The sequence below is a fragment of the Pseudomonas pudica genome (genome assembly GCF_015680405.1).
Classification (GTDB): Bacteria; Pseudomonadota; Gammaproteobacteria; order Pseudomonadales; family Pseudomonadaceae; genus Aquipseudomonas; species Aquipseudomonas pudica.
The window spans coordinates 87,828-111,547 of the sequence record NZ_JADLJS010000011.1 but is presented as its reverse complement, the minus strand read 5'-3'; the positions used below and the strand labels follow the sequence as shown (position 1 = coordinate 111,547).

Here is a 23,720-nt window from a genome sequence, read left to right as displayed (position 1 = left end):
GGATGATGGGGGCTGGCAAAACCTGACTCATAAATCAGGTTTTTGCAAGCCCTATCCTTTTTGCCGCTGTCGGTGTCGCCGTGCTGTTGTGGAAGCAGGCATGTCAGTCATGGGGCTGCTGCGCAGCCCATCGCAGGCAAGCCAGCTCCCACAGGATCGCGCAACACTTGAGATCTGCGCTGTACATGTGGGAGCTGGCTTGCCTGCGATGGCCGCAAAGCGGCCCCAATAACGCTGACTGGCAGGCTTCAGGGAAAGCCTGCACTATCTCAGTTGGAAGGTTCCGGGTCGCGCTTGCGCTTGTTGCCCATGCGCACGCCGATGTCCATCAGGAACTGGAAGAAGCCTTCCTGATCCTCCAGCACATTGCTCCAGAACGGCGAGTGGTACAGCGCCACGGCGCCGTGCACCAGCGCCCAGGCAGCGCAATAATGGAAATACGGCGGCACGTCCTCGAGCTTGCCTTCGCTGATACGGCCCTTGATCAGCTGGGTCAGGCGGTCGAAGTTGGAGGCACGGATGCTGTGCAGCTGTTCGACCATTTCCGGTACCTGGTTGCCCTTGACCACCTTTTCTTCCAGGCGGTCGAACAGCCGGTACCGCTGCGGATCGCGCATGCGGAACTCGAAGTAGGCTCGCGACAGGGCTTCCTTGTCGCGGTCGACGTCGGCCGAATGCAACAGCGCGTTCAGGTCGCGCTCGTAATCGAGCATCAGGCGCAGGTAGATCTCCGCCTTGGACTTGAAGTGCTTGTAGATCGTGCCTTTGCCGATGCCCACGGCGTCAGCGATCATCTCGACGGTGACGCTGTCTTCCCCCTGTTCGAGAAACAGTTTGAGCGCGGTGTCGAGGATTTCCTGTTCGCGACGGCGAAACTCACGGACCTTACGAGGTTCTTTCTGCATAGGAAGGACTGGATGACAATCGAAGCGGTTTATTATGCCTAACTTGCAAGAAATTGCACGGATCATCCACGCATGTCTGTGTTTCACGATGCTTACGGCCATGCGATGCGGGAGGAATGAAACGTTGGCGTATTCCAAATCTGTTTAAAAAACGATCAATATGCACTGGCACTGCGCCAAAGCTGGCCAATACTTGAAGTGTTGGCGCGGCGCATCCCCCCAAGTGGCGCGCCGATAAAGGTGCTCAGGGACCGCGTACCTTTGTTTTACTCCTAATGGTCTTAACCCGGATTCCCCCCCCAGAACCCGGGTTTTTTTTGCTTACGTGACGGGCCGCCCACTCGAGGCTCGTGCTGAGCTTTTGATCTTGCTCTGGCTTTTGATCTTGCTTTTGATCTTGATCTTCGGCGGCGTCTGAACTATCGCGCGCTTAAAAGCAAAAGCCGAAGCAAGAGCAAGAGCGCTCAGGCGTTGTATTGTGAATAGTTGCTGTCAGGCCACCCGCGCCAACGGGAACAAGCGCTTGAAGTTGGCAGTGGTCTGTTCGGCCAATTGCTCATAACTGGCCCCGCGCAACGAAGCCACATACTCGGCCACCTCACGCACGTACTGCGGCAGGTTCGGCTTGCCCCGATGCGGGATCGGCGCCAGATACGGCGAATCCGTTTCCACCAGCAGCCGATCGACCGGTACCTGCCGCGCCACTTCACGCAGGGCATCGGCATTGCGGAAGGTAACGATGCCAGACAACGAAATGTAATACCCCAGGTCCAGCGCCGCCTTGGCCATGTCCCAGTCTTCGGTGAAGCAGTGCAGCACGCCGGCCTGCGGCAGGTTGGCCTCGCGCAGCAGCGCCAGGGTATCGGCACGCGCCGCACGGGTATGCACGATCACCGGTTTGCCGGTCTGCCGCGAGGCCTCCAGATGCAGGCGGAACGAGGCTTGCTGCAGCTCGGCTGCTTCCGGCTCGTAGTGGTAATCCAGCCCGGTTTCACCAATCGCCACCACATGTGGGTGAGCGAGTTCGCGCAGCAGCCATTCCAGCGCCGGCGTTTCGCCCGGCGCAAGATCCAGCGGGTGCACGCCCACCGAGCAATCGACATCGGCGTAGCGCTCGCTCAGCGCCTTAACCGCACCAGCATTCTCGGCGCTGACGCCAATACACAGGAAATGCCCGACCCCGCGCTCACGCGCCGCCTGCAGGGCAGCATCGAGGGAGCCCTGGTGGGCGCTCAGGTCCAGACGGTCAAGATGGCAATGGGAATCTACAAGCATGGGATAACGGCACACATGAAAAAATGAAAATCAGCGGGCGCCCGGCAACTGCAGCCAGTGGGCCAGCAGCGATTCAAGCAGCAGGGCGCGGTTGAGGTTGGCCTTGCCCAGCACCTTCTGGCGCTGCTCCAGGATCCACGCCTGCACCTCCAGCACCTTGGCCTGACGGCTCTTCTGCGCCAGGTACTGCACCACCTTGCGCATATCGGCCAAGCCTAGACCCTCCTCGTCCTGGGTCAATTGGTAGCGCAGGATCAGATGCGCCCAATCGCAGAACCAGTCGAACAGCAGCAACAGCGGCACGCCGTTCCAGGCATCGGCCAGCTGGCTGGGCGATTGCTGCTGCTTCAGCAGCTTCTTCACCCCGTCGGTGACCAGCGCGCGCTGCTCGCGCACGCCTTGGGCCTGCAAGCTGACCGCCATCAGCGGCGAACCGGCAGCCAGGGTCAGCAACTCGTCGCGCTCGGCCTCGTCACTGTCGGGCAGCGCGCCGGCCAGCCAGGCCTGGCTCTGGGCCAGGCTGGGCTGGGGGCAGGCGACCTGCTGGCAACGGCTCTTGATGGTCGGCAACAGGCGGCTGGGCTGGTGGGTAACCAACAGCAACACGGTATCGCCGGAGGGTTCTTCGAGGCTCTTGAGCAGGGCGTTGGAGGCGTTGACGTTCATCGCTTCCACCGGCTCGATCAGTACCACCTTGCGCCCACCCAACTGCGCGGTCTGCACCACAAAGGCCACCAACTCGCGCACCTGGTCGACCTTGATCGGTTTGTCGGCTTCTTCGGGCTCGAGGACGAAGTTGTCCGGGTGGCTACCAGCCTTGAGCAGCAGGCAGGACTTGCACCCGCCACAGGCCTCCATACCCTGGGGCTGCTGGCACAGCAGGCGGGCCATCAGGCGCTCGGCCAGGGCCCGCTTGCCGATACCCTGCGGCCCATGCAGCAGGTAGGCGTGAGCGTGCTGGCTGCGACCGGCCAGTTGCTGCCAGAGGGCCTGCTGCCAGGGATAGGCCTCAGCCACGGCAACGCTCCACGATGCCTGGTAGCAACGCATCGATGGAGCGTTGCACGGCCTCCAGAGGTTGGGCGGCGTCGAGCAGGCTATAGCGCTGTGGTTCGCGGTTGGCGCGCTGCAGGTAGGCCTGACGCACCGCTTCGAAGAACGCCTGGCCTTCCTGCTCGAAACGGTCCAGGCGGCCGCGCGCGGCTGCGCGGGCCAGGCCCACTTCGACCGGCAGGTCGAAGACCAGGGTCAGGTCCGGGCGCAAATCGCCCTGGACGAATTGCTCCAGGGTGGCGATACGCTCGACAGGCAAACCGCGCCCGCCGCCCTGATAGGCGTATGTGGCATCGGTAAACCTGTCACACAAGACAACCGCCCCGCGGGCCAGTGCCGGCCGGATCACCTGCGCCAGGTGCTGGGCACGCGCAGCGAACACCAGCAACAGTTCGGTGTCGGCCGCCATGCTTTCATCGCTGGGCGCCAGCAGCAGCTCGCGCACCTTTTCGGCCAGCGGCGTGCCGCCGGGCTCACGGGTCAGCACCACGTCCAAACCCTGCTCGCACAGGCGCGCAGCCAGGTAGTCGCGGTTGGTGCTCTTGCCCGCGCCTTCGGGGCCTTCCAAAGTAATAAACAAGCCGCTCACAGGCAGTCCTTAATGTTGTTCGTCAGGCAGCGGCCGTTCGGCCGCTTGCGCGCCACCGGCAGGAGCGTCCTGCACAGGCGGCTGGTCGGGCGCTGGCTGCGCTGTAGATTCATCGGCAGGCGCCTCGGGCTGTTCGGCCTCGTCGACACTTGGTTGTGTTTGTGGCTGTGGCTCTGACTGCGATTGCGGCGCGGGGCTGGAACGGTAGTCCGCACGGCGCTTGAGCTGGAACTCGCGCACCGCCGAGTTGTGGTCGTCGAGGTCGTCGGAAAACACGTGGCTGCCATCGCCACGGGCGACGAAGTACAGGCTTGTGCCATCGGCCGGGTTGAGCGCCGCGTGAATCGCTTCGCGACCGACCATGGCGATCGGGGTCGGCGGCAGGCCGGTGATGGTGTAGGTGTTGTAGGGCGTCGGCTCGCGCAGGTCGGCGCGGGTGATCTTGCCGTTGTAGCGCTCACCCATGCCGTAGATCACCGTCGGGTCAGTCTGCAGCATCATGCCCAGGCGCAGGCGCCGCACGAAAACGCCGGCAATCTGCCCGCGCTCCTGGGGAATGCCGGTTTCCTTTTCTACCAGCGAGGCCATGATCAGCGCCTGGTACGGGTCACGGTATGGCAGGTCGGCTGTGCGCTCGGCCCATTCCTTGGCCAGCACTTCATCCAGGCGCATATAGGCCTGCTGCAGCAATTCGACGTCGCTCATGCCGCGCACGAAGCGGTAGGTGTCCGGGAAGAAGCGCCCCTCGGGGAACACACCGGTATGGCCGAGCTTGTCCATCACTTCCGAATCGGACAGCCCATCCAGCGTGTGCTTGATCTTTTCATGCTTGGCCACGGCCGAACGCACCTGGCGGAAGGTCCAGCCTTCGACCAGGGTCAGGTTGTACTGCACCACGTCGGCCCGACGCCAGGCATCGAACAACTGCTCCACGGTCATGCCGGGGGTCAGGCGGTACTCGCCGGTGTGCAGAGGGGTGCCGGCCATGTTGAAGCGCCAGTACAGGCGCAACCAGACGGCGTCGTCGAGCAACCCTTCGTTCTGCATGCGATAGAACATGCGGTTGGGGGTGGTGCCATTGGGCACGTCGAGCAGGCGCTCCTGCGTCACGTGCAGGGGCTGCTCCAGCACCGAGTTGACCTTCCAGGCCGACCAGCCCACGGCAAGGCCGGCGAGGATCAAGCCCATTTCCAGCAGCAGCAGGAATTTACGTCTCACGAATTCAGGTTTCCAGTAACGTACGGGCAACGGCCTGCAGTTTACGGGTGAGCGGGCCCGGCGACCAGTTTAGCGCGGCAAAGCCACGCACGGGCCAGACACCGTAGACGCTGTTGCAGACAAATACTTCATCTGCCTGCTCCAGCGCGTCGAACGGCAGGTCGCAGACCTGCACCGGGATGCCCAGCAGCGCTGCCTGTTCCAGCAACGCGGCCCGCATCACGCCAGCGACGCCACAGCGGCTGAGGTCGGCCGTGAACAGCACGCCATCACGCACCAGGAACAGATTGCTGTACACCCCTTCGATCACCCTGCCCTGCCCATCACGCATCAGGCCCTCGGCATGTTCGCTGCCCTGCCATTCGGCACGGGCCAGCACCTGCTCCAGGCGGTTGAGGTGTTTGAGGCCGGCCAGCAGCGGTTGTTCCCCAAGCCGGGTCTGGCAGGGGAACAGGCACACGCCGTGCTCGGCATGTTCGACAGGATAGCTGGGCAACGGGCTGCCCTGCAGGATACGACGCGGCGCGGCACCGGCAACCGGCGCGTAACCGCGCTGGCTGTCGCCACGAGTAAGGATGAGTTTGGCTACGCCATCACCGAGTTGGTTGGCGTAGCGCAGGAGTTCGTCGCGCACCAGCGCCAGGTCGGCATTGATCGCCAGGCGCTGGCAGCCCAGCGCCAGGCGTGCGAGATGGCCGTCCAGCAGGCTGGGCCGGCCGCCGCGCACGGCGATGGTCTCGAACAGCCCATCGCCGTAGGCCAGGCCGCGGTTCTGCAGGTTGATTGCAGCCGCCGGCTGGCCATCGATCCAGCTTTGCATCAACCGGCGAACCGGCGGAATACCAGCGAACCGTTGGTACCGCCAAAGCCGAACGAGTTGGACAGCACCACATCGATCGGCATGCTGCGCGCCTGGTGCGGTACGAAGTCGAGGTCGCAGCCCTCGTCCGGCTCGTCCAGGTTGATGGTGGGCGGAGCCATCTGGCTGTTGATCGCCAGCACGCTGAAGATCGCTTCCACGGCACCGGCGGCGCCCAGCAGGTGACCGGTCATCGACTTGGTCGAGCTGACCGCCAGCTTGTAGGCATGCTCACCGAACACACGCTTGATCGCCGCCACTTCGGCCACGTCGCCAGCAGGGGTCGAGGTGCCATGGGCGTTGATGTAGCTGACCTCTTCCGGCTGGATGCCGGCATCACGCAAGGCGTTGGCCATGCAACGGGCAGCGCCTTCGCCGGTGTCGGGTGGCGAAGTCATGTGATAGGCGTCACCGCTCATGCCGAAGCCGACCAGCTCGGCATAGATGGTCGCGCCGCGGGCCTTGGCGTGCTCCAGCTCTTCGAGCACCAGGGCACCGGCACCGTCGGAAAGCACGAAGCCGTCACGGCCCTTGTCCCACGGACGGCTGGCCCGGGTCGGCTCGTCGTTGCGAGTGGACAGCGCGCGGGAGGCACCGAAGCCGCCCATGCCCAGGCCGCAGGCGGCCATTTCGGCGCCGCCGGCGATCATCACATCGGCTTCACCGTAGGCGATGTTGCGCGCGGCCATGCCGATGCAGTGCGTACCAGTGGTGCAGGCAGTGGCAATGGCGTAGTTCGGCCCCTGCAGCCCCAGGTGGATCGACAGGAACCCGGAGATCATGTTGATGATCGAGCCCGGCACGAAGAACGGCGAAATACGACGCGGCCCCGAATCGTGCAGGGTGCGGCTGGTTTCTTCGATGTTGGTCAGGCCGCCGATACCCGAGCCCATGGCCACGCCAATACGCTGGCGGTTGGCGTCGGTGACCTCCAGGCCGGCATTACGCACCGCCTGAAACCCGGCCGCCAGGCCATACTGGATGAACAGGTCGAGCTTGCGGGCCTCTTTGGCCGACAGGTATTGCTCGACCTCGAAGCCTTTCACCGAGCCGCCAAAACGGGTGGAGTAGGCAGACAGGTCCGTGTGTTCGATCGGACCGATGCCACTGCGGCCAGCCAGAATGCCCTGCCAGGTGCTCGGTACATCAGTACCCAGTGGCGACAGCATACCCATACCGGTGACCACGACGCGTCTACGCGACACAGTACTCTCCTTTTCTAATGACAGAGTTTCTTGCCATTGCATTCAAGCAATGGAATGAAATGGCAACAAGCTCTTGGTACCCGGTGAACGAGACCGACCTGCAAAACGCAGGGTGCTCGCAAAGAAAAAACCGCACGCCGGCAAAGGCAGTGCGGTTTTTCCCGACAAGAAGCGTCGACTACAGCGTCTTAGGCCTGGTGGGCTTTGACGTAGTCTACGGCAGCTTGAACGGTAGTGATCTTCTCGGCTTCTTCGTCAGGGATTTCGGTCTCGAATTCCTCTTCCAGAGCCATCACCAGCTCAACGGTGTCAAGCGAATCGGCACCCAGGTCATCGACGAAGGACTTCTCGAGAGTCACTTCCTCTTCCTTGACGCCCAGTTGCTCGGCGACGATTTTCTTGACGCGTTCTTCGATGGTGCTCATACCTAGTTTTCACTCCTAATGGACATATGTCAGGCAGCTGGCCGGTGGCTAATTTTATAGAAAGACGTTCGCTTTTCAAGCTAAACGCACCTTCACACCAGTCACCACACCCGCTGCCTGGAATCTGGTTGCAGCTTTATAACGGATTTTAGGCTCGCAGTATGACTCTTTTTTTACGAAATCCGTCACATTGAGTTGCAGTATTACATGTACATCCCGCCGTTGACCGGCACGGTGGCGCCGGTTACGTAGGCTGCGCCGTCGGATGCCAGGAACGAAACCACCTTGGCGATTTCGTCGGCCTGGCCCAGGCGGCCCAGCGGGATCTGGGTCTGCAGGGCTTCGCGCTGCGCCTCTGGCAGCTCGCGGGTCATGTCGGTGTCAATGAAGCCCGGGGTCACCGAGTTGACAGTGATGCCACGCGAGCCCACTTCACGCGCCAGGGCGCGGCTGAAGCCTTCCAGGCCGGCCTTCGCGGCCGCGTAATTGGCCTGGCCAGCGTTGCCCATGGCACCGACGACCGAGCCGATGCTGATGATACGACCCCAACGTGCCTTGGTCATGCCACGCAGCACACCCTTGGACAGACGGTAGAGGCTGTTCAGGTTGGTATCGATCACGTCGAACCACTCGTCGTCCTTCATGCGCAGCATGAGGTTGTCACGGGTGATACCGGCGTTGTTGACCAGGATGGCCGGTGCACCGAACTGCTCGCCGATGGCGGCCAGCACAGCTTCAACCGATTCGGCGCTGGTCACGTTCAATTCCATGCCGGTACCGGTGATGCCGTGTTCTTTCAGGGTGGCAGCAATGCGCTCGGCGCCGGAAGCCGAAGTGGCGGTGCCGATCACGGTCGCGCCCTGGCGGCCCAGCTCGAGGGCGATGGCCTGGCCAATGCCACGGCTGGCGCCGGTGACCAGTGCAACTTTACCTTGCAGGCTCATGCAAGCTTCTCCAAATCAGGCCAGTGCCGCGCGGGTGGCGGCGACGGCGTCAGGGGTATTGAGGTTGTAGGTGGTCACGCCATCGGCGCAACGCTTGTTCAGGCCGGCGAGGACCTTGCCCGGGCCGCACTCGACCAGGTTGACCGCACCGTTGGCGGCCAGGGTCTGCACGCACTCGACCCAGCGCACTGGCTGGTACAGCTGCGCCAGCAGGTCGTGCTTGAGAGCATCGAGGTCGGCAGCTACTGCGGCAGTAACGTTCTGCACCACCGGAATTTGCGGGGCCTTCCACTCGATGGCGTTGACCGCGTCGGCAAAGCGCTCGGCAGCAGGCTTCATCAGCGCGCAGTGCGACGGCACGCTGACCGCCAGCGGCAGGGCGCGCTTGGCACCCTTGGCCTTGCACAGCTCGATGGCGCGATCGACGGCGGCCTTGTTGCCGGCGATGACCACCTGGCCTGGCGAGTTGAAGTTGACCGCGCTGACCACCTGGTCTTCGGCCGCTTCGGCGCAGATTTCCACGACCACGGCGTCGTCCAGGCCGAGAATGGCGGCCATGGCGCCATGGCCGGCCGGCACGGCTTCCTGCATCAGCTGGCCACGGCGCTCGACCAGGCGCACGGCATCTTTCAGGCTCAGGCTGCCGGCGGCAACCAGGGCACTGTATTCACCCAGGCTGTGGCCAGAGACGAAGGCCGGCCTGGCACCGCCCTCTTCCAGCCACAGGCGCCACAGCGCGATGGACGCGGTGAGGATGGCCGGCTGGGTCTTGTCGGTCTGGTTGAGTTGCTCTTCCGGGCCTTCCTGGACCAGCTTCCACAGGTCGTAACCGAGTGCCTCGGACGCTTCCTTGAAGGTTTCGATGATCACTGGCTTCTCGGCGCCGAGCTCGGCGAGCATGCCCAGCGACTGGGAACCTTGACCGGGAAAGACGAATGCGAGAGATGCAGACATTGAACAAGCCCTTATGATCTTGTCGTCGGATAGGGTGCGCCAGGCCCTGGGCCAGGCGCGGAATCTGAAAACTTGGATGGAGACGCGGACCAAGCGGTCACATTTAAGCACTTCATGGGCAAAATGCCTAAGGCAACAGGTCTTCGAGCCGCCCATGCAAGCGCTGCGGCAGGTTTTCCTGGATCTCGATCAACGCCCGCTGGATGGCACTCTGGAAGCCCTGCACCCCCGCCGAACCATGGCTCTTGATGACGATGCCCTGCAACCCCAGGAAACTCGCGCCATTGTGCCGCGCCGGTGCGAGGTCGGCCTGCAGGCGCTTGAGCAGCGGCATGGCCACAGCTCCGGCTGCCCGCGACAACACGCCCCCCTTGAACAACTGCTCGATGCGCGCGCCGATCATCGTCGCCAACCCCTCGCTCGACTTGAGCAGGATGTTGCCGACGAACCCGTCGCACACAACCACATCAGCTTCGCCGCGATACAACCCGTCACCTTCGACGAAGCCTATGTAGTTGAGCCCGCGGGCATTCTGCAACAGGCTGGCCGCCAGCTTGACCTGCTGGTTGCCCTTGATGTCCTCGGTACCGATGTTCAGCAGTGCCACGCGCGGCCGCTGCACGCCCAGGGCCTGGGCGGCCACCGAGCCCATCACCGCGAACTGGTAGAGGTTCTCGGCGCTGCAGTCGACGTTGGCACCAAGGTCGAGCAACTGGCAGTAACCGGTCTGGGTCGGGATCGCCGCCACCATGGCCGGCCGGTCGATACCCGGCAGTGTCTTGAGCACGAAACGCGAGAGCGCCATCAGCGCCCCGGTATTGCCGGCGCTGACGCAAGCCTGCGCCTTGCCGTCACGTACCAGTTCGAGGGCGATGCGCATCGACGAGTCCGGCTTGCCGCGCAACGCCTGGGATGGCCGCTCGTCCATGCCGATCACCTCGCTGGCGGCCACGATTTGCAGGCGCGCGCGATCCGCAGCCGCAAGGCCGCTGACAAGATCTTCAAGGAGGGAGGGTTGACCGACGAGGGTCAGGTGCAGCGAGGGGGTAGCCGAAAGGCAGGCAATGCTAGCCTGGACAATGCTGCGGGGACCGAAGTCCCCGCCCATTGCGTCGATCGCGATGATCTGAGCGGACAAGGATTACTCGTCAGCGCCCTTGTCGATCACTTTGCGACCACGGTATACGCCTTCTGGCGAAACGTGGTGACGCAGGTGTACTTCACCGGTGGTTTTCTCTACCGACAGCGCGTTTTCCGACAGGGCGTCGTGCGAACGGCGCATGTCACGGGCAGAGCGGGATTTTTTGTTCTGCTGAACAGCCATAATTGATTAACTCCTAAACGTTTGGGTCACGCTTTAACTGCGCCAAAACACTGAACGGGTTGGACCGCGATACCTCGTCCTTGCTCGATTCGGGCTCGTCTGCGCCCGCCGGCTGCTGGCATTCTTCCGGATGATGAGCAGGCACGATTGGCAAGGCGAGCAAAAGCTCCTCTTCGATCAATGCCTGCAGATCCAAAGGATCTTCGCCCAGTTCCAGCACGTCATAGCCTTTCGGCAACGACTGGGTATTCGCACCCTCCTTCACCACAGCGTATGTACATTCGCTGTGGATCGGCAGGGTGACCAGCTCAAGACAACGCTGGCAAACCATCTTGACTTCGACATCCAGCTCGCTGTGGATAACCACCACGTGCTGTTCATCTCGTTCAAAATCGAACTTCGCCTGCACCGTACCGACATTGTCGGAAAGCGGGTCGCAGAGTCTTTCCAAATCAGCGAGCTGCAGCGAACCGTTAAGGGTTACGCCACGATCGGCTAATTTGCGCGGGTCAACGTGAGGTGGAATCGGGTCATTCAACATAGGCGCAGCATTCTAGGGATGCCCCCCGCCCCTGTCAAAGGAAATTCGGCGGCATCGTGCGTGATAGAATTTGTTCAACCGAATCAGGAGTCTACCATGCTTCCTCTGTTACTGGCTTCCAGCTCTGCCTACCGCCGCGAACTGCTCGCGCGCCTGCGCCTGCCCTTCACCTGGGCAAGCCCCGATATAGACGAGCGGCGCCTGGACGACGAACCGGCGGTGGAACTGGTGCGCCGGCTGGCCAGGCAAAAAGCCGAGGCCCTGGCGGGCAGCCACCCCGGGCACCTGATCATCGGCTCGGACCAGGTTGCGGTGCTGGGCGAGCAGGTACTGGGCAAGCCGCACACCTTCGAGCGGGCCTGCGAGCAGTTGCTGGAGTGCAGCGGGCAGCAGGTAAGCTTTCTGACCGGGCTGGCATTGCTGAACAGCGCCACCGGGCACTGCCAGGTGGACTGCGTGCCGTTTACCGTGACCCTGCGCGAACTGGACCGGGAGCGAGTGGAACGCTATGTGACGGCAGAACAGCCTCTGGACTGTGCCGGCAGCTTCAAGGCCGAGGGGCTGGGAGTGAGCCTGTTCCAGAGCACGCACGGGTGCGATGCGACCAGCCTGGTCGGGCTGCCGTTGATTAGATTGGTGGATATGTTGACCAGGGAAGGGGTGGTGATTCCCTGAGATTTTGGGGCCGCGCTGCGGCCCTTCGCGGGCACGCCCGCTCCCACAGGCGTGTCGCAGCCTGCGAGTTTTGCGCGATCCCCGTGGGAGCGGGCATGCCCGCGAAGGGGCGCAAAGCGCCCCGGCACTTCCGGATCAGCGCAACTGCGGCCCCTGGAACCCCATCCACATCGCCAGGCGCTCGGCCACACTGGCCCCCACACGCTTGGAGAAGCGATCGAACGCCGACTCCTGCACGGTGAAGTCCACCAGTTCCTTCTCGCCCACGATTTCGCGCGCCACATAGCTGGCACTGCCCAGCCCATCCACCAGGCCCAACTCCTTGGCCTGCTCGCCCGACCAGACCAGGCCACTGAACAGCTCCGGATGCTCCTTGTCCTTCAGGCGTTCGCCCCGCCCCTGCTTGACCATGGCGATGAACTGCTGGTGCGTGGTATTCAGCACGCCCTGCCAGAACTCGGTCTCTTCCGGCTTCTGCGGCGAGAACGGATCGAGAAAGGCCTTGTGCTCCCCTGCAGTGTAGGTACGCCGCTCCACACCCAGCTTCTCCATGGTGCCGACAAAGCCATAACCGGCTGCGGTCACACCAATCGAGCCCACCAGGCTGGCCTTGTCGGCATAGATCTCGTCCGCCGCACTGGCAATGTAGTAGGCACCGGAAGCGCCAAGGTCGGCGATGACCGCATACAGCTTGATGGCCGGGTATTCGGCCCGCAGACGGCGGATTTCGTCATACACGTAACCCGACTGTACCGGGCTGCCTCCCGGGCTGTTGATGCGCATCACCACAGCCTTGGTCTTGCTGTCCTTGAACGCCTCGCGCAGGCTCTTGACGATATTGTCGGCACTGGCCGGCTCCTGGTCGGCAATCACCCCGCGCACCTCGACCAGCGCGGTATGGCTGGCACTGCGCGACGCAGCCTTGTCCATGTCCATCAACGGTGTGAACAGAATCAGGATGCCGAACAGGTAGACGAAGGTCAGCAACTTGAAGAAGATCCCCCAGCGTCGCGCCCGGCGCTGCTCCTGAACACCTGCCAGCAGGGTCTTTTCCAGTAGCTTCCAGCTTTTGCGCTCTTCGCGCTCCTCGGGTTCGGCCTCGGGGGCTTTCCATTCGTCTGCCATGCTTACCTACCTTGGAAATGGAATTGCGGAACCACCCAGCCACTCGCGCAACTGGGAAAAATGATCGATGCATACCTGCGGGCCAAACTCGGCCAGCGCCTGCAGCGACATGGCACCATAGCCCACGGCCACCGAATGCATGCCGGCATTACTGGCCATCTGCAGGTCAAATGCCGAATCGCCAACCATCAGCGCACGCCCCGGTTCGACACCGCAATGGCCGAGGATTTCCTCGAGCATCAGCGGGTGCGGCTTGCCGCGGGTCTCGTCGGCGGCGCGAGTGATGTCGAAAAACTGCTCCCAGCCATTGGCCTTGAGCACCCGATCCAGCCCGCGACGCGCCTTGCCGGTGGCCACCGCCAGGCGGTAACCCTCGGCACGGAAGGCATCCAGCGACTCGACCACCCCCTCGAACAGCGGCGAGGGCTGCTGATCCAGGGCCATGTAGATATTTGCATAGTGCTGACGAAAGCTTTCGACCTGAGCAGGCGCCAGGTGCGGGTACAGGGTGTGGATCGCCTCGCCCAGGGCCAGACCGATGATACCCTTGACAGCATCCTCGCTGCTTTGCACCTCACCAGCACGCTCGGCGGCGGCATTCATCGCCTCGACGATACGCCCGATCGAGTCAGCCAAGGTGCCGTCCCAGTCGAAGATCAGTAGCTCGTAGCCTTTTTTCATGGATCAGGACGCACTCAGACGTTCAACGGTTTTCGCCCAGACTTCATCCACCGGCGCCTCGAGCTTCAATTCGCCACCATCCGGCAGCGGCACGGTCAGCGCGTAGGCATGCAGGAACAGGCGCTTGCCGCCCAAGTCGCGAATTTCACGACTGAAATCTTCGTCGCCGTACTTGCTGTCGCCAGCGATCATATGCCCGGCATGCAGGGTGTGCACGCGGATCTGGTGGGTACGTCCAGTGATCGGGCGCGCCTCGACAATGGTGGCGAACTCGCCGAAGCGGCGCAGCACGCGGAACAGGGTCAGTGCCTCCTTGCCCTCGTCGTTCACCTCGACCATGCGCTCACCGGAACGCAGGTTGCTCTTGAGCAACGGCGCACTGACCTGCTTCTTCGAGGTCGGCCAATGGCCGCGCACCAGCGCCATGTAGCGCTTGTCGACACCGTCGCCACGCAGCGCGGCATGCAGGTGACGCAGCATGCTGCGCTTCTTGGCGATCATCAGCAGGCCGGAGGTGTCACGGTCCAGTCGGTGCACCAGTTCCAGCTCCTTGGCATCCGGGCGCAGTTGGCGCAGCGCCTCGATCACGCCGAAGCTCAGACCACTGCCGCCATGCACGGCGATGCCCGCCGGCTTGTTCATCACGATTAGCGCCTTGTCTTCGTAGACGATGGCCGCTTCCAGGCGCTGCAGCAGGCCTTGGGCCACCGGCGCCGGTTCGTCACGTTCCGGCAGGCGGACGGGCGGTACCCGCACTATGTCACCGGCCTGGATCTTGTACTCCGGCTTGACGCGGCCCTTGTTGACCCGCACTTCACCCTTGCGCAGGATGCGGTACACCAGGGTCTTGGGCACGCCCTTGAGGGCCGTGATGAGAAAATTGTCGATGCGTTGGCCGGCAAGCTCCGGCGCGACTTCGATCAGCTGAACGCCGGAAGTCGGAGGGGTATTGGTCGTCATGGCGGGATCATAACAATTTTTTATGGAATTGAAGCACTTAATCATTGCTGCTATAGTCGCGAACGCCGCCAAAAGCGGCAGGCCAGCGGCACCAGGCTCCTAGCCGGCCCCTGACCAACGCAATTCTGCAGGACGCGAGGCCGTCCTACGGGGTTTTCGCCAGTTTACCGAATTGCCTGGAATCGCCACCAGCGCTGTGTAGAGAAGACCGAAAAAAAACGACAAGTGCGGTGTTTCACCTGCTTACCCGATTCTTTTCGCTGCACCTCTGCCCGCCCCGTCGCTTCCACGCAACGCCCGGCGAATGCTTCGGAAATACCTGCCTTGGACATGAATGGCGCCAGCGCAGAACCTGCGCTGGCGAAAAATGCAACCCGTTGCGGATTCAGCGCGCGGCAGCACCCGAATTATCAGGGATACGTGCAGGGTGGAGATGCACAGCCCTCGGACCGTGTAGCACCGCGTCCGGCCCACCAGCCCACTGAACGGCTGGCGAGCGGATAAGGTCCTGAACAGATGCCCCCGGGCGTCCACGGCTGACGGTTGATTCCTCCTCCTGACTGAGTGCACAAGGCCCGCTTGGTTGATTCGGATTCCAATTCGAAGCCACCGGGGCCTTGTTGGCACCGCAGCAAACAGGACGCGTCGTCGCGACAACGGCAGGCTGGGCAACCGGCTGGTGCCGAACGTCGCTCGACACGGGGGTGGCCCGGCCACCCTTTGCGCACCTTGGCACCGACCATGAGACGTCGTGTGTGCCGAACGCCGTTTCCGGCAGCCCGGAAACCGACGGTACAACATGAAAAGAATGCTGATTAACGCAACTCAACCCGAAGAGTTGCGTGTAGCCCTGGTGGACGGCCAACGTCTCTACGACCTGGACATCGAGTCCGGCGCGCGCGAGCAGAAAAAGGCCAACATCTACAAAGGCAAGATCACCCGCATCGAACCCAGCCTCGAAGCCGCCTTCGTCGACTTCGGTTCCGAACGTCACGGCTTCCTGCCGCTGAAAGAAATCTCCCGCGAATACTTCAAGAAAACCCCCGAAGGGCGGGTCAACATCAAGGAAGTACTGAGCGAAGGCCAGGAAGTCATCGTCCAGGTCGAGAAGGAAGAGCGTGGCAACAAAGGCGCCGCCCTCACCACCTTCATCAGCCTGGCCGGCCGCTACCTGGTGCTGATGCCGAACAACCCGCGCGCTGGCGGCATTTCCCGCCGCATCGAAGGCGAAGAGCGCAACGAACTGCGTGAAGCCCTGAACGGCCTGACCGTGCCGGGCGACATGGGCCTGATCGTGCGCACTGCCGGCCTTGGCCGCAGCAGTGAAGAAATGCAGTGGGACCTCGACTACCTGCTGCAACTGTGGACCGCCATCAAGGAAGCGTCCCAGGACCGCGCCGCGCCATTCCTGATCTACCAGGAAAGCAACGTCATCATCCGCGCCATCCGCGACTACCTGCGCCAGGACATCGGTGAAGTGCTGATCGACAGCATCGATGCCCAGGAAGAAGCCCTGACCTTCATCCGCCAGGTGATGCCGCAGTACGCCAGCAAGGTCAAGCTGTACGAAGACAGCGTGCCGCTGTTCAACCGTTTCCAGATCGAAAGCCAGATCGAGACCGCCTTCCAGCGCGTGGTCGACCTGCCGTCCGGCGGTTCGATCGTGATCGACCCGACCGAAGCCCTGGTGTCCATCGACATCAACTCGGCGCGCGCCACAAAAGGCAGCGACATCGAAGAAACCGCCCTGCAGACCAACCTGGAAGCGGCCGAGGAAATCGCCCGCCAGCTGCGCCTGCGTGACATCGGCGGCCTGATCGTCATCGACTTCATCGACATGACCCCGGCGAAAAACCAGCGCGCCGTCGAAGAACGTGTTCGCGAGTGCCTGGAAGCCGACCGTGCCCGCGTCCAGGTCGGCCGCATTTCTCGCTTCGGCCTGCTGGAAATGTCCCGTCAGCGCCTGCGCCCGTCGCTGGGCGAAAGCAGCGGCATCGTCTGCCCACGCTGCTCCGGCACCGGCATCATCCGTGACGTCGAATCGCTGTCGCTGGCCATCCTGCGCCTGATCGAAGAAGAGGCCCTGAAGGACCGCACCGCCGAAGTTCGTGCCCAGGTGCCGATCCCGGTGGCTGCCTTCCTGCTCAACGAGAAGCGCAACTCGATCACCAAGATCGAACTGCGCACCCGTGCGCGCATCATCATCCTGCCGAACGATCACCTGGAAACCCCGCACTTCGAAGTCCAGCGCCTGCGCGACGACAACCCGGAAGTGCTGAACAACCAGTCCAGCTACGAGATCGCCGCCGCCGAAGCCGAAGAAGCACCGCAACCGACCGCCACCCGCACCCTGGTTCGCCAGGAAGCCGCAGTCAAGACCGCCCCGGCCCGCGCCAACGCGCCGGTGCCGGCCACTGTCGAAGAGCAGCAGCCTGCCGCACCGGTCGCCCCTGCCCCGGTCGCCCCGGAGCCAAGCCTGTTCAAGGGCCTGGTGAAGTCGCTGGTAAGCCTGTTCGCCGGCAAGGAAGAGCCTGCCGCCGCGCCGGTTGTCACCGCCGCCGAGAAGCCAGCCGCCGAGCGTAGCCCACGCAACGAAGAACGCCGCAACGGCCGCCAGCAGAGCCGCAACCGCAACGGCCGCCGCGACGAAGAGCGCAAACCACGTGAAGAGCGTGCCGAGCGCGCACCTCGTGAAGAACGAGCGCCACGCGAAGAACGAGCCCCACGCGAAGAGCGTGCACCACGTGAAGAACGCGCCCCACGCGAAGAGCGTGCACCGCGTGAAGAACGTGCACCACGCCAGCCACGCGAAGACCGCCGTGGCAACCGTGGCGAAGAGCGCGTGCGTGAACTGCGTGAACCACTGGACGCTACCCCTGCCGAGCGCGAGGAACGTCAGCCGCGCGAGGAACGTGTGGCCCGTGAAGAACGTGCTCCACGCGAAGAACGCGCCCCACGTGAAGAGCGCGCACCTCGCGAAGAACGCGCCCCGCGTGAAGAGCGTGCTCCACGTGAAGAACGCGCACCGCGTGAAGAACGCGCACCGCGTGAAGAACGCGCACCGCGTGAAGAACGCGCACCGCGTGAAGAACGCGCACCTCGCGAAGAACGTGCCCCACGTGAAGAGCGCGCACCTCGTGAAGAACGTGCTCCACGCGAAGAACGTGCCCCTCGCCCACCACGTGAAGAGCGTCAGCCACGCGCAGCCGAAGAAGCCGCCGAGCAGGCTGCCGAGCTGGCCGAAGAGCAACTGCCGAACGAAGAGCTGCTGCAGGACGAACAGGAAGGCAACGATGGCGAGCGCCCACGCCGCCGTTCCCGTGGCCAGCGTCGTCGCAGCAACCGTCGTGAGCGTCAGCGCAACGCCAACGGCGAGCTGATCGATGGCAGCGAGGAAGAAGGCAGCGAAGAGCAGCCTCAACCGCATCAGGCCACCGAGCTGGGTGCCGAACTGGCCGCCGGCCTGGCCGTGACTGCCGCTGTCGCCAGCAGCAACATCAGTGCCGACGCTGAAGCACAGGCCAACCAGCAGGCCGAGCTTGCCACTGCCGAGGTCGCCGCCGTAGCGGAAACCGACAACAGCGAAGTCGCCCAGCCGGTCGAGAAGATCGAAGCTGCTGCCAAAGCTGAAGAAGTGGCCGTGGCCCCCGTGGTCGAGCTGCCGGTCAGCGAGCCTGTGGCCGTGGTCGAGGCAACTGCCGAGCCAGTGGTCGAAGTCACTCCGCAGCCAGTGGTCGAGCAAGCACCTGCTGCCGAACCGGTAGTGGTTGCCGAAGCAGCGGTAGAAGCACCTGCCGTCGAGGCCGGTGAAATCGAGCAGGCCCCAGCCGTGGCCGAAGCCGCTCCGGTTGCCGAGCAACCTGCCCCGGTTGTCGAAGCCCAGCCAGAAGTGGTGGCCGAGCCTGCACCAGTGGCCGTCGAACCTGCACCGGTCGAAGCCCCTGCGGCGGTGGAACCCGCCACTGTTATCCTGGCCAACGGCCGTGCGCCGAACGACCCGCGTGAAGTGCGTCGCCGCAAGCGTGAGGCCGAGGCTGCCGCCAAAGCCGCACAGGAAGCTGCTGCAGCCACCGAGGAGCCAGCCCTGGAAGCCACCGATGAGCAAAAGCCTCATCACGGTTGATAGCCAAGGCTGAATGAAAAAGCCCCGCCAGTGCAAACTGGCGGGGCTTTTTCTTGGCTGGGCTTTTTTTCTGTACCGGCCTCTTCGCGGGTAAACCCGCTCCCACAGGGGCCCCACTACCCTCAGGCCCTGCGAGGTCCCTGTGGGAGCGGGTTTACCCGCGAAAGGGCCAGCCCAGGCACTGAATCAGTAGAGGTTAGGCTCCATCTCCAGCTCGACCCCGAACCGCTCGAGGATATCGGCCTGGATCCGTCGCGCCAGCGCATGCATCTGCGCCCCGCTCGCCTGGCCGTAGTTGACCAGCACCAGCGACTGCAAACGATGCACCCCGGCATCCCCTTCGCGATGGCCCTTCCAGCCTGCCTGCTCAATCAACCAGCCTGCCGCCAACTTCACCTGGCCATCGGCTTGCGGATAAGCCACCACCCCCGGGTACTGCGCACGGATTCGCTCGACCTGTTCCGCCGAGACCACCGGGTTCTTGAAGAAGCTCCCGGCATTACCCAGCTCTGCCGGGTCTGGCAGCTTCTCGCGGCGAATGCTGCAGATCGCCTCGCTGATCGCCTGCGCGGTCGGCTCGGTCACCCCCTGCTCTGCCAGGCGCTGGCGCACCGGACCGTAATCCAGGTGAGCACGCAGCGTACGGCTCAAGGCAAAGCGCACCCGCAGGATCAACCAATGTCCGGGGTTGCGTTTGAACAGGCTGTCGCGATACCCGAACGCACATTCCGCCAGGCCGAAGTCACGCAGCTCGCCTGTCTCGCGGTCCAGGGCGGTAAGGCCTACGAACACGTCCTTGATCTCCACGCCATAGGCGCCCACGTTCTGCATCGGCGCGGCGCCCACGGTGCCGGGGATCAGGCTGAGGTTCTCCAGCCCGCAATACCCCTGCGCCAATGTCCACTGCACGAACGGGTGCCATGGCTCACCGGCCTCGGCCTCGACCACGATACGTTCGCCATCGTCGCTGAGCACGCGCCGGCCACGGCTGGCCATGTGCAGCACCAGCGCATCGATATCGCGGGTCAGCAGCAGGTTGCTGCCTCCGCCAATCACCAGCACCGGCAAGCCGCCCTGCTGCGCCTGGGCCAGCGCCTGGCGCACCTCCTGATCATCATGTGCCTGGCTGAAATACCGCGCCTTCACGTCGATACCAAAGGTGTTGTACGGCTTGAGCGATACCTGCTTCTGCCACTGCGCTGTCATAGCCGCCCCTTGATTTCCAGGACCAGTGCCTGGCACGCCGCTTCGACCAGATCGAGCACCTGCTCGAAGCCATCGGTGCCGCCGTAGTAAGGGTCTGGCACTTCATCCAGCGCTGCGCCATAGCGGCGCAGGAACAGGTCGAGCTCCCCCACTGCCGTATGCGGGCGCATCGCACGCAAATGGCCAAGATTGCTCTCGTCCATGGCCAGGATCAGGTCATATTCGGCAAAGTGCGCCGCCGTGACCTGCTGGGCGCGTTGCTGCGACAGGTCATAGCCACGCGCCAGCGCTGCCTTGCAGGTGCGGCTGTCAGGCGCCTTGCCGACATGCCAGTCGCCAGTGCCGGCCGAGGCGACATGCACGCGGTCGGCAAGCCCGGCAGCCTGCAATTGATGGCGCAGCACGCCTTCGGCGGTGGGCGAGCGACAGATATTGCCGAGGCAGACGAACAGGACGCGCATCAGGCCTCCAGCAAGCGCCGTACGCGCTCCAGGTCTTCAGGGGTATCCACGCCCACGGCAGGCGCCTCGATGGCGTCTTCGACGTGGATGCGTACGCCATGCCACAGGGCCCGCAGCTGCTCCAGCGCTTCGGTCTGCTCGAGCCAGCACGGGCCCCAGCTGACGAAGCCATGCAGGAAGCCGACGCGGTAGGCGTACATGCCGATGTGGCGGCGATAAGGCACGCCCTCTGGCAGCAGGTTGCGGTCCTTGGCGAATGCATCGCGAGCCCAGGGCAGCGGGGCACGGCTGAAGGTCAGGGCCAGGCCGTTCTTGTCGCTGACTACCTTGACCGCGTTGGGGTTGAACACGGTTTCCGGCTCATGGATCGGTTCGGCCAGCGTGGCGATGCCGGCTTCCGGATGCGCTGCCAGGTTTGCTGCCACCTGGTCGATGATCACCGGCGGAATCAGCGGTTCGTCGCCCTGTACGTTGACCACGATGGCATCAGCGGGCAGGCCGAGGTGCGTGGCCACTTCGGCCAGGCGATCGGTGCCGGACTCATGGTCGGCACGAGTCATCAGCACTTCGGCGCCGAAGGCCTGGCAGGCCTCTAGAATGCTGGTGTCGTCGGTGGCGATGACCACGCGGCTGGCGCCGCTCTTGCGGGCCTGCTCCCATACATGCTGCACCATCGGCTTGCCGGCGATCGGCAGCAATGGCTTGCCCGGCAGGCGCGTGGAGCGCAGGCGGGCGGGGATCACCACGGTGAAATCCAGGCTCATTTGTCCAGACGCTCGTCGTCAGTCAGGGTACGCGCCTCGCTTTCCAGCATGACCGGGATGCCGTCGCGGATCGGGTAGGCCAGGCCGGCGCCCTTGCTGATCAGCTCGGTCTTGTCGGCACTGAGCTTGAGCGGCCCCTTGGTGATCGGGCAGGCCAGGATATCGAGCAGTTTGGTGTCCATTGGAGGCTTCCTTTAGGCCAGGTGGCCGGGAATTGAAAAAGGGCTCAGGGCTTGCGCAGCAAGTGTTGCAACTGGTTGTCGAACCAGGCGCTGAAAGCCGGCGTGGGCTGCGCCTCGACGGCCAGGTACCACCAGTCGTCAGCGGCGAAGGCCCGGCATTTCACCGCATCCTTCTCGGTCATGACCAGCGGCAGCGGCGGGCTGAAGGCCAGGCTCTGGGCGCTGAACTGCGCATGGTCGGCAAAGGGATGCGGCACCGGCTGCCAGTTTAGCCCCAGCAGGGTATTGAAGAAACGTTGCGGGTTGCCGATACCGGCCACTGCGTGCAGGCGTTGGCCTGCGGGGAAATGGTCAAGCGCACGGCGCTCGCCACTGCGCAAATTGACCAGGGCGGACGGCTGCAGGCGGAAGGCGAAGCCATCGGCGCGGTCTGCGCTGGCGCCGTTGAACAGTACCGCGTCAGCCTCGTTCAGGCGCTCGGCCGGCTCACGCAACGGCCCCGCCGGCAGGCAGCGGCCATTGCCCAGGCCGCGGGCGGCATCGATCAGCACCAGCTCCAGGTCGCGGGCCAGGCGATAGTGCTGCATGCCGTCGTCACACAGGATCAGGTCGAGGGGTTCGCTGGCCAGCAGCGCCTGCACGGCGCGGGAGCGGTCGGGGTCGATCATCAGCGGCACACCGGTGCGCTGCACGATCAGCAGTGGTTCATCACCGGCCTGCCCGGCAGCCTGGTCGGCCTGCACGCGCCAGGGTAATTGCGGCGGCTTGGCGCCATAGCCACGGCTGACCACGCCCACCTTCAGCCCCTGCTGACGGCAGTGCTCGATCAGCCAGAGGATCATCGGCGTCTTGCCGGTACCGCCCACAGTGATGTTACCCACCACGATGACCGGCACCGGGGCCCGGTAGCTGGCACTTTCGCCACTGAGAAAACGCGCCCGCTTGCGCGTGACCACGCGGCGATACAGCGCCTCCAGCGGGCGCAGCAGCGCCAGGGCCGGGTGCCCGGCGTACCAGGCGGCGAGCAGACGGTCGGCGAAGGCCATCAAGGCGTGCCCTGGGCCGCCTCGACGGTGGTCATGCGCAACTGGCTGAAACCGAGCTTGCCGGCGGCATCCATCGCGGTGACCACAGCCTGGTGCGGAGTCTTGCCGTCGGCGCTGATGGCCAGCGGCAGCTTGTTGTCGCCGCCCGATTCACGCTCGATCGCTTCGCTCAGGGTGGCCAGGTCGCTCTTGGGCAGCAGGTGGTTGTTCACCGAGTACACGCCTTCTGCGCTGATGGTGATTTCCACCAGCTTGCCCTGGTCGGGCGGCGCCTGTTCGGCGCTGGCTGCTTCGGGCAGCTCGACACGCAGCTGGGTCTCGCGGGTGAAGGTGGTGGTGACCACGAAGAACAACAGCAGGACGAATACCACGTCGATCAGCGACGCCAGGTTGATATCGACGTTCTCCCGCTGGCGATTGCGCCGGAACTTCACGCCTTGCCTCCGGCCACTTCCACTTCACGGTCGCCCTGGATCACTTCTACCAGCTTGATCGCCTCCTGCTCCATGCCCACCACCAGCTCATCGATGCGGCGGAGCAGGAAGCGGTGGAAGAACACCGCCGGAATACCGACCATCAGGCCGGCCGCGGTGGTGACCAGGGCCTTGGAGATACCACCGGCCAGCACTGCGGCGTTGGCGGTCATCTGCGAGCCCATGAAGGCGCTGAAGATGTCGATCATGCCCAGCACGGTACCCAGCAGGCCCAGCAGCGGGGCCATGGCGGCGATTGTGCCGAGGGTGCTGATGTAGCGTTCCAGTTCGTGGATGACGCGCGAAGCGGCCTCCTCGATGCATTCCTTCATGATTTCACGGCCATGGCGCGAGTTGGCCAGGCCGGCGGCAAGGATTTCGCCCAGTGGCGAATCGGCGCGCAGGGCCTTGAGCTTGTCACTGGTCAGTTGCTTGTCCTTGATCCATATCCACACCTGGCCGAGCAGGTGCGGCGGGGTGACGCGACTGACGCGCAGGGTCCACAGGCGCTCGACGACGATAGCCATGGCAGCGATGGAGCTCAGAATGATCGGCAGCATCATCCAACCACCGGACTTGACCAATTCCCACACAGTAAACGCCCCTTCGGAAAAAGGCCGACACTCTACCATAGGCACGTCGGGGGCTCATCTGCCGGAGGTCAGGGAATTCCCCTACCCGGTTTCTACCTTGAGCTGTCGGGTGGCTGAACTGGCCCTTTCGCGGGTAAAC

Annotated in this window: 25 protein-coding genes; 2 read left to right on the top strand and 23 right to left on the bottom strand. The window is 63.8% G+C overall.

Annotated features, from left to right (window positions below):
• Positions 1-269 precede the first annotated feature (269 nt).
• From IRZ77_RS11130 to IRZ77_RS11070, 13 genes are all read right to left on the bottom strand, one after another.
• Positions 270-905 (bottom strand): TetR/AcrR family transcriptional regulator, encoded by a 636-nt coding sequence (locus IRZ77_RS11130; protein ID WP_003260720.1) that lies wholly within the window; start codon positions 903-905, stop codon positions 270-272.
• Between the two features lie 492 nt (positions 906-1,397).
• Complete coding sequence (locus tag IRZ77_RS11125) at positions 1,398-2,180, bottom strand: TatD family hydrolase (protein WP_046616993.1); 783 nt, start codon at positions 2,178-2,180, stop codon at positions 1,398-1,400.
• Between the two features lie 30 nt (positions 2,181-2,210).
• Entirely contained in the window at positions 2,211-3,197 is a 987-nt protein-coding gene (locus IRZ77_RS11120) for a DNA polymerase III subunit delta' (RefSeq protein ID WP_085601469.1), read from the bottom strand.
• The gene (gene tmk, locus IRZ77_RS11115; RefSeq protein WP_046616995.1) at positions 3,190-3,822 is read right to left on the bottom strand and encodes a dTMP kinase; all 633 of its coding nucleotides are present in this window, start codon (positions 3,820-3,822) and stop codon (positions 3,190-3,192) included. The genes IRZ77_RS11120 and tmk overlap by 8 nt, the downstream gene beginning before the upstream one ends.
• A 9-nt stretch (positions 3,823-3,831) precedes the next feature.
• The gene (gene mltG / locus IRZ77_RS11110) at positions 3,832-5,040 is read right to left on the bottom strand and encodes an endolytic transglycosylase MltG (protein WP_085601468.1); all 1,209 of its coding nucleotides are present in this window, start codon (positions 5,038-5,040) and stop codon (positions 3,832-3,834) included.
• A gap of 4 nt (positions 5,041-5,044) precedes the next feature.
• Entirely contained in the window at positions 5,045-5,860 is an 816-nt protein-coding gene (pabC, locus tag IRZ77_RS11105) for an aminodeoxychorismate lyase (protein ID WP_196173499.1), read from the bottom strand.
• On the bottom strand, positions 5,860-7,104 hold the full coding sequence (fabF, locus tag IRZ77_RS11100) for a beta-ketoacyl-ACP synthase II (RefSeq protein ID WP_015269411.1): 1,245 nt from the start codon (positions 7,102-7,104) through the stop codon (positions 5,860-5,862). Before fabF ends, pabC begins: the two co-directional genes overlap by 1 nt.
• A gap of 188 nt (positions 7,105-7,292) precedes the next feature.
• On the bottom strand, positions 7,293-7,529 hold the full coding sequence (acpP, locus tag IRZ77_RS11095; protein ID WP_013971576.1) for an acyl carrier protein: 237 nt from the start codon (positions 7,527-7,529) through the stop codon (positions 7,293-7,295).
• Positions 7,530-7,732: 203 nt separating this feature from the next.
• Complete coding sequence (fabG, locus tag IRZ77_RS11090) at positions 7,733-8,473, bottom strand: 3-oxoacyl-ACP reductase FabG (protein WP_003247160.1); 741 nt, start codon at positions 8,471-8,473, stop codon at positions 7,733-7,735.
• Between the two features lie 15 nt (positions 8,474-8,488).
• A complete protein-coding gene (gene fabD / locus IRZ77_RS11085; RefSeq protein ID WP_080958534.1) occupies positions 8,489-9,427 on the bottom strand; it encodes an ACP S-malonyltransferase in 939 nt (312 codons plus the stop codon).
• A gap of 127 nt (positions 9,428-9,554) precedes the next feature.
• A complete protein-coding gene (plsX, locus tag IRZ77_RS11080) occupies positions 9,555-10,565 on the bottom strand; it encodes a phosphate acyltransferase PlsX (protein ID WP_196173498.1) in 1,011 nt (336 codons plus the stop codon).
• A gap of 3 nt (positions 10,566-10,568) precedes the next feature.
• A complete protein-coding gene (gene rpmF, locus IRZ77_RS11075; protein WP_010223221.1) occupies positions 10,569-10,751 on the bottom strand; it encodes a 50S ribosomal protein L32 in 183 nt (60 codons plus the stop codon).
• A gap of 13 nt (positions 10,752-10,764) precedes the next feature.
• Positions 10,765-11,292 carry a YceD family protein gene (locus tag IRZ77_RS11070; RefSeq protein ID WP_012313431.1) on the bottom strand — a complete coding sequence of 176 codons (528 nt, stop codon included), beginning with the start codon at positions 11,290-11,292 and terminating at the stop codon, positions 10,765-10,767.
• Between the two features lie 96 nt (positions 11,293-11,388).
• Here IRZ77_RS11070 and IRZ77_RS11065 point away from each other — a divergent pair, with 96 nt between their 5' ends.
• A complete protein-coding gene (locus IRZ77_RS11065; RefSeq protein ID WP_196173497.1) occupies positions 11,389-11,967 on the top strand; it encodes a Maf family protein in 579 nt (192 codons plus the stop codon).
• A 135-nt stretch (positions 11,968-12,102) separates the two neighbouring features.
• Here the strand turns inward: IRZ77_RS11065 and sppA are convergent, their stop codons facing one another.
• From sppA to rluC, 3 genes are read right to left on the bottom strand one after another with little or no spacing between them, the layout of a single operon-like run.
• Positions 12,103-13,092, bottom strand: a complete 990-nt coding sequence (gene sppA, locus IRZ77_RS11060; RefSeq protein ID WP_046617001.1) for a signal peptide peptidase SppA — start codon at positions 13,090-13,092, stop codon at positions 12,103-12,105.
• 6 nt (positions 13,093-13,098) lie between these two features.
• On the bottom strand, positions 13,099-13,773 hold the full coding sequence (locus IRZ77_RS11055; protein ID WP_108480100.1) for an HAD family hydrolase: 675 nt from the start codon (positions 13,771-13,773) through the stop codon (positions 13,099-13,101).
• A gap of 3 nt (positions 13,774-13,776) precedes the next feature.
• Positions 13,777-14,733, bottom strand: a complete 957-nt coding sequence (gene rluC, locus IRZ77_RS11050) for a 23S rRNA pseudouridine(955/2504/2580) synthase RluC (RefSeq protein ID WP_013971570.1) — start codon at positions 14,731-14,733, stop codon at positions 13,777-13,779.
• Positions 14,734-15,532: 799 nt separating this feature from the next.
• Here rluC and rne point away from each other — a divergent pair.
• Entirely contained in the window at positions 15,533-18,856 is a 3,324-nt protein-coding gene (gene rne / locus IRZ77_RS11045; RefSeq protein WP_196173496.1) for a ribonuclease E, read from the top strand.
• A gap of 186 nt (positions 18,857-19,042) precedes the next feature.
• Here rne and murB read toward each other — a convergent pair whose 3' ends face one another.
• Genes murB through IRZ77_RS11010 form a run of 7 tightly spaced genes read right to left on the bottom strand, consistent with a single transcriptional unit; the run spans position 19,043 to position 23,581 of the window.
• On the bottom strand, positions 19,043-20,062 hold the full coding sequence (gene murB, locus IRZ77_RS11040) for a UDP-N-acetylmuramate dehydrogenase (RefSeq protein ID WP_108480098.1): 1,020 nt from the start codon (positions 20,060-20,062) through the stop codon (positions 19,043-19,045).
• Positions 20,059-20,523 (bottom strand): low molecular weight protein-tyrosine-phosphatase, encoded by a 465-nt coding sequence (locus IRZ77_RS11035; RefSeq protein ID WP_153671227.1) that lies wholly within the window; start codon positions 20,521-20,523, stop codon positions 20,059-20,061. The genes murB and IRZ77_RS11035 overlap by 4 nt, the downstream gene beginning before the upstream one ends.
• Positions 20,523-21,287: a 3-deoxy-manno-octulosonate cytidylyltransferase gene (gene kdsB / locus IRZ77_RS11030; protein ID WP_108480096.1), complete on the bottom strand. Its 765-nt coding sequence runs from the start codon at positions 21,285-21,287 to the stop codon at positions 20,523-20,525. The genes IRZ77_RS11035 and kdsB overlap by 1 nt, the downstream gene beginning before the upstream one ends.
• A complete protein-coding gene (locus IRZ77_RS11025) occupies positions 21,284-21,469 on the bottom strand; it encodes a Trm112 family protein (protein ID WP_003247142.1) in 186 nt (61 codons plus the stop codon). The genes kdsB and IRZ77_RS11025 overlap by 4 nt, the downstream gene beginning before the upstream one ends.
• A 44-nt stretch (positions 21,470-21,513) precedes the next feature.
• Positions 21,514-22,515, bottom strand: coding sequence for a tetraacyldisaccharide 4'-kinase (lpxK, locus tag IRZ77_RS11020; protein WP_196173495.1), 1,002 nt, complete (start codon positions 22,513-22,515; stop codon positions 21,514-21,516).
• The gene (locus IRZ77_RS11015; protein WP_046617071.1) at positions 22,515-22,949 is read right to left on the bottom strand and encodes an ExbD/TolR family protein; all 435 of its coding nucleotides are present in this window, start codon (positions 22,947-22,949) and stop codon (positions 22,515-22,517) included. The genes lpxK and IRZ77_RS11015 overlap by 1 nt, the downstream gene beginning before the upstream one ends.
• On the bottom strand, positions 22,946-23,581 hold the full coding sequence (locus IRZ77_RS11010) for a MotA/TolQ/ExbB proton channel family protein (protein ID WP_003259970.1): 636 nt from the start codon (positions 23,579-23,581) through the stop codon (positions 22,946-22,948). Before IRZ77_RS11010 ends, IRZ77_RS11015 begins: the two co-directional genes overlap by 4 nt.
• Positions 23,582-23,720: the final 139 nt, after the last annotated feature.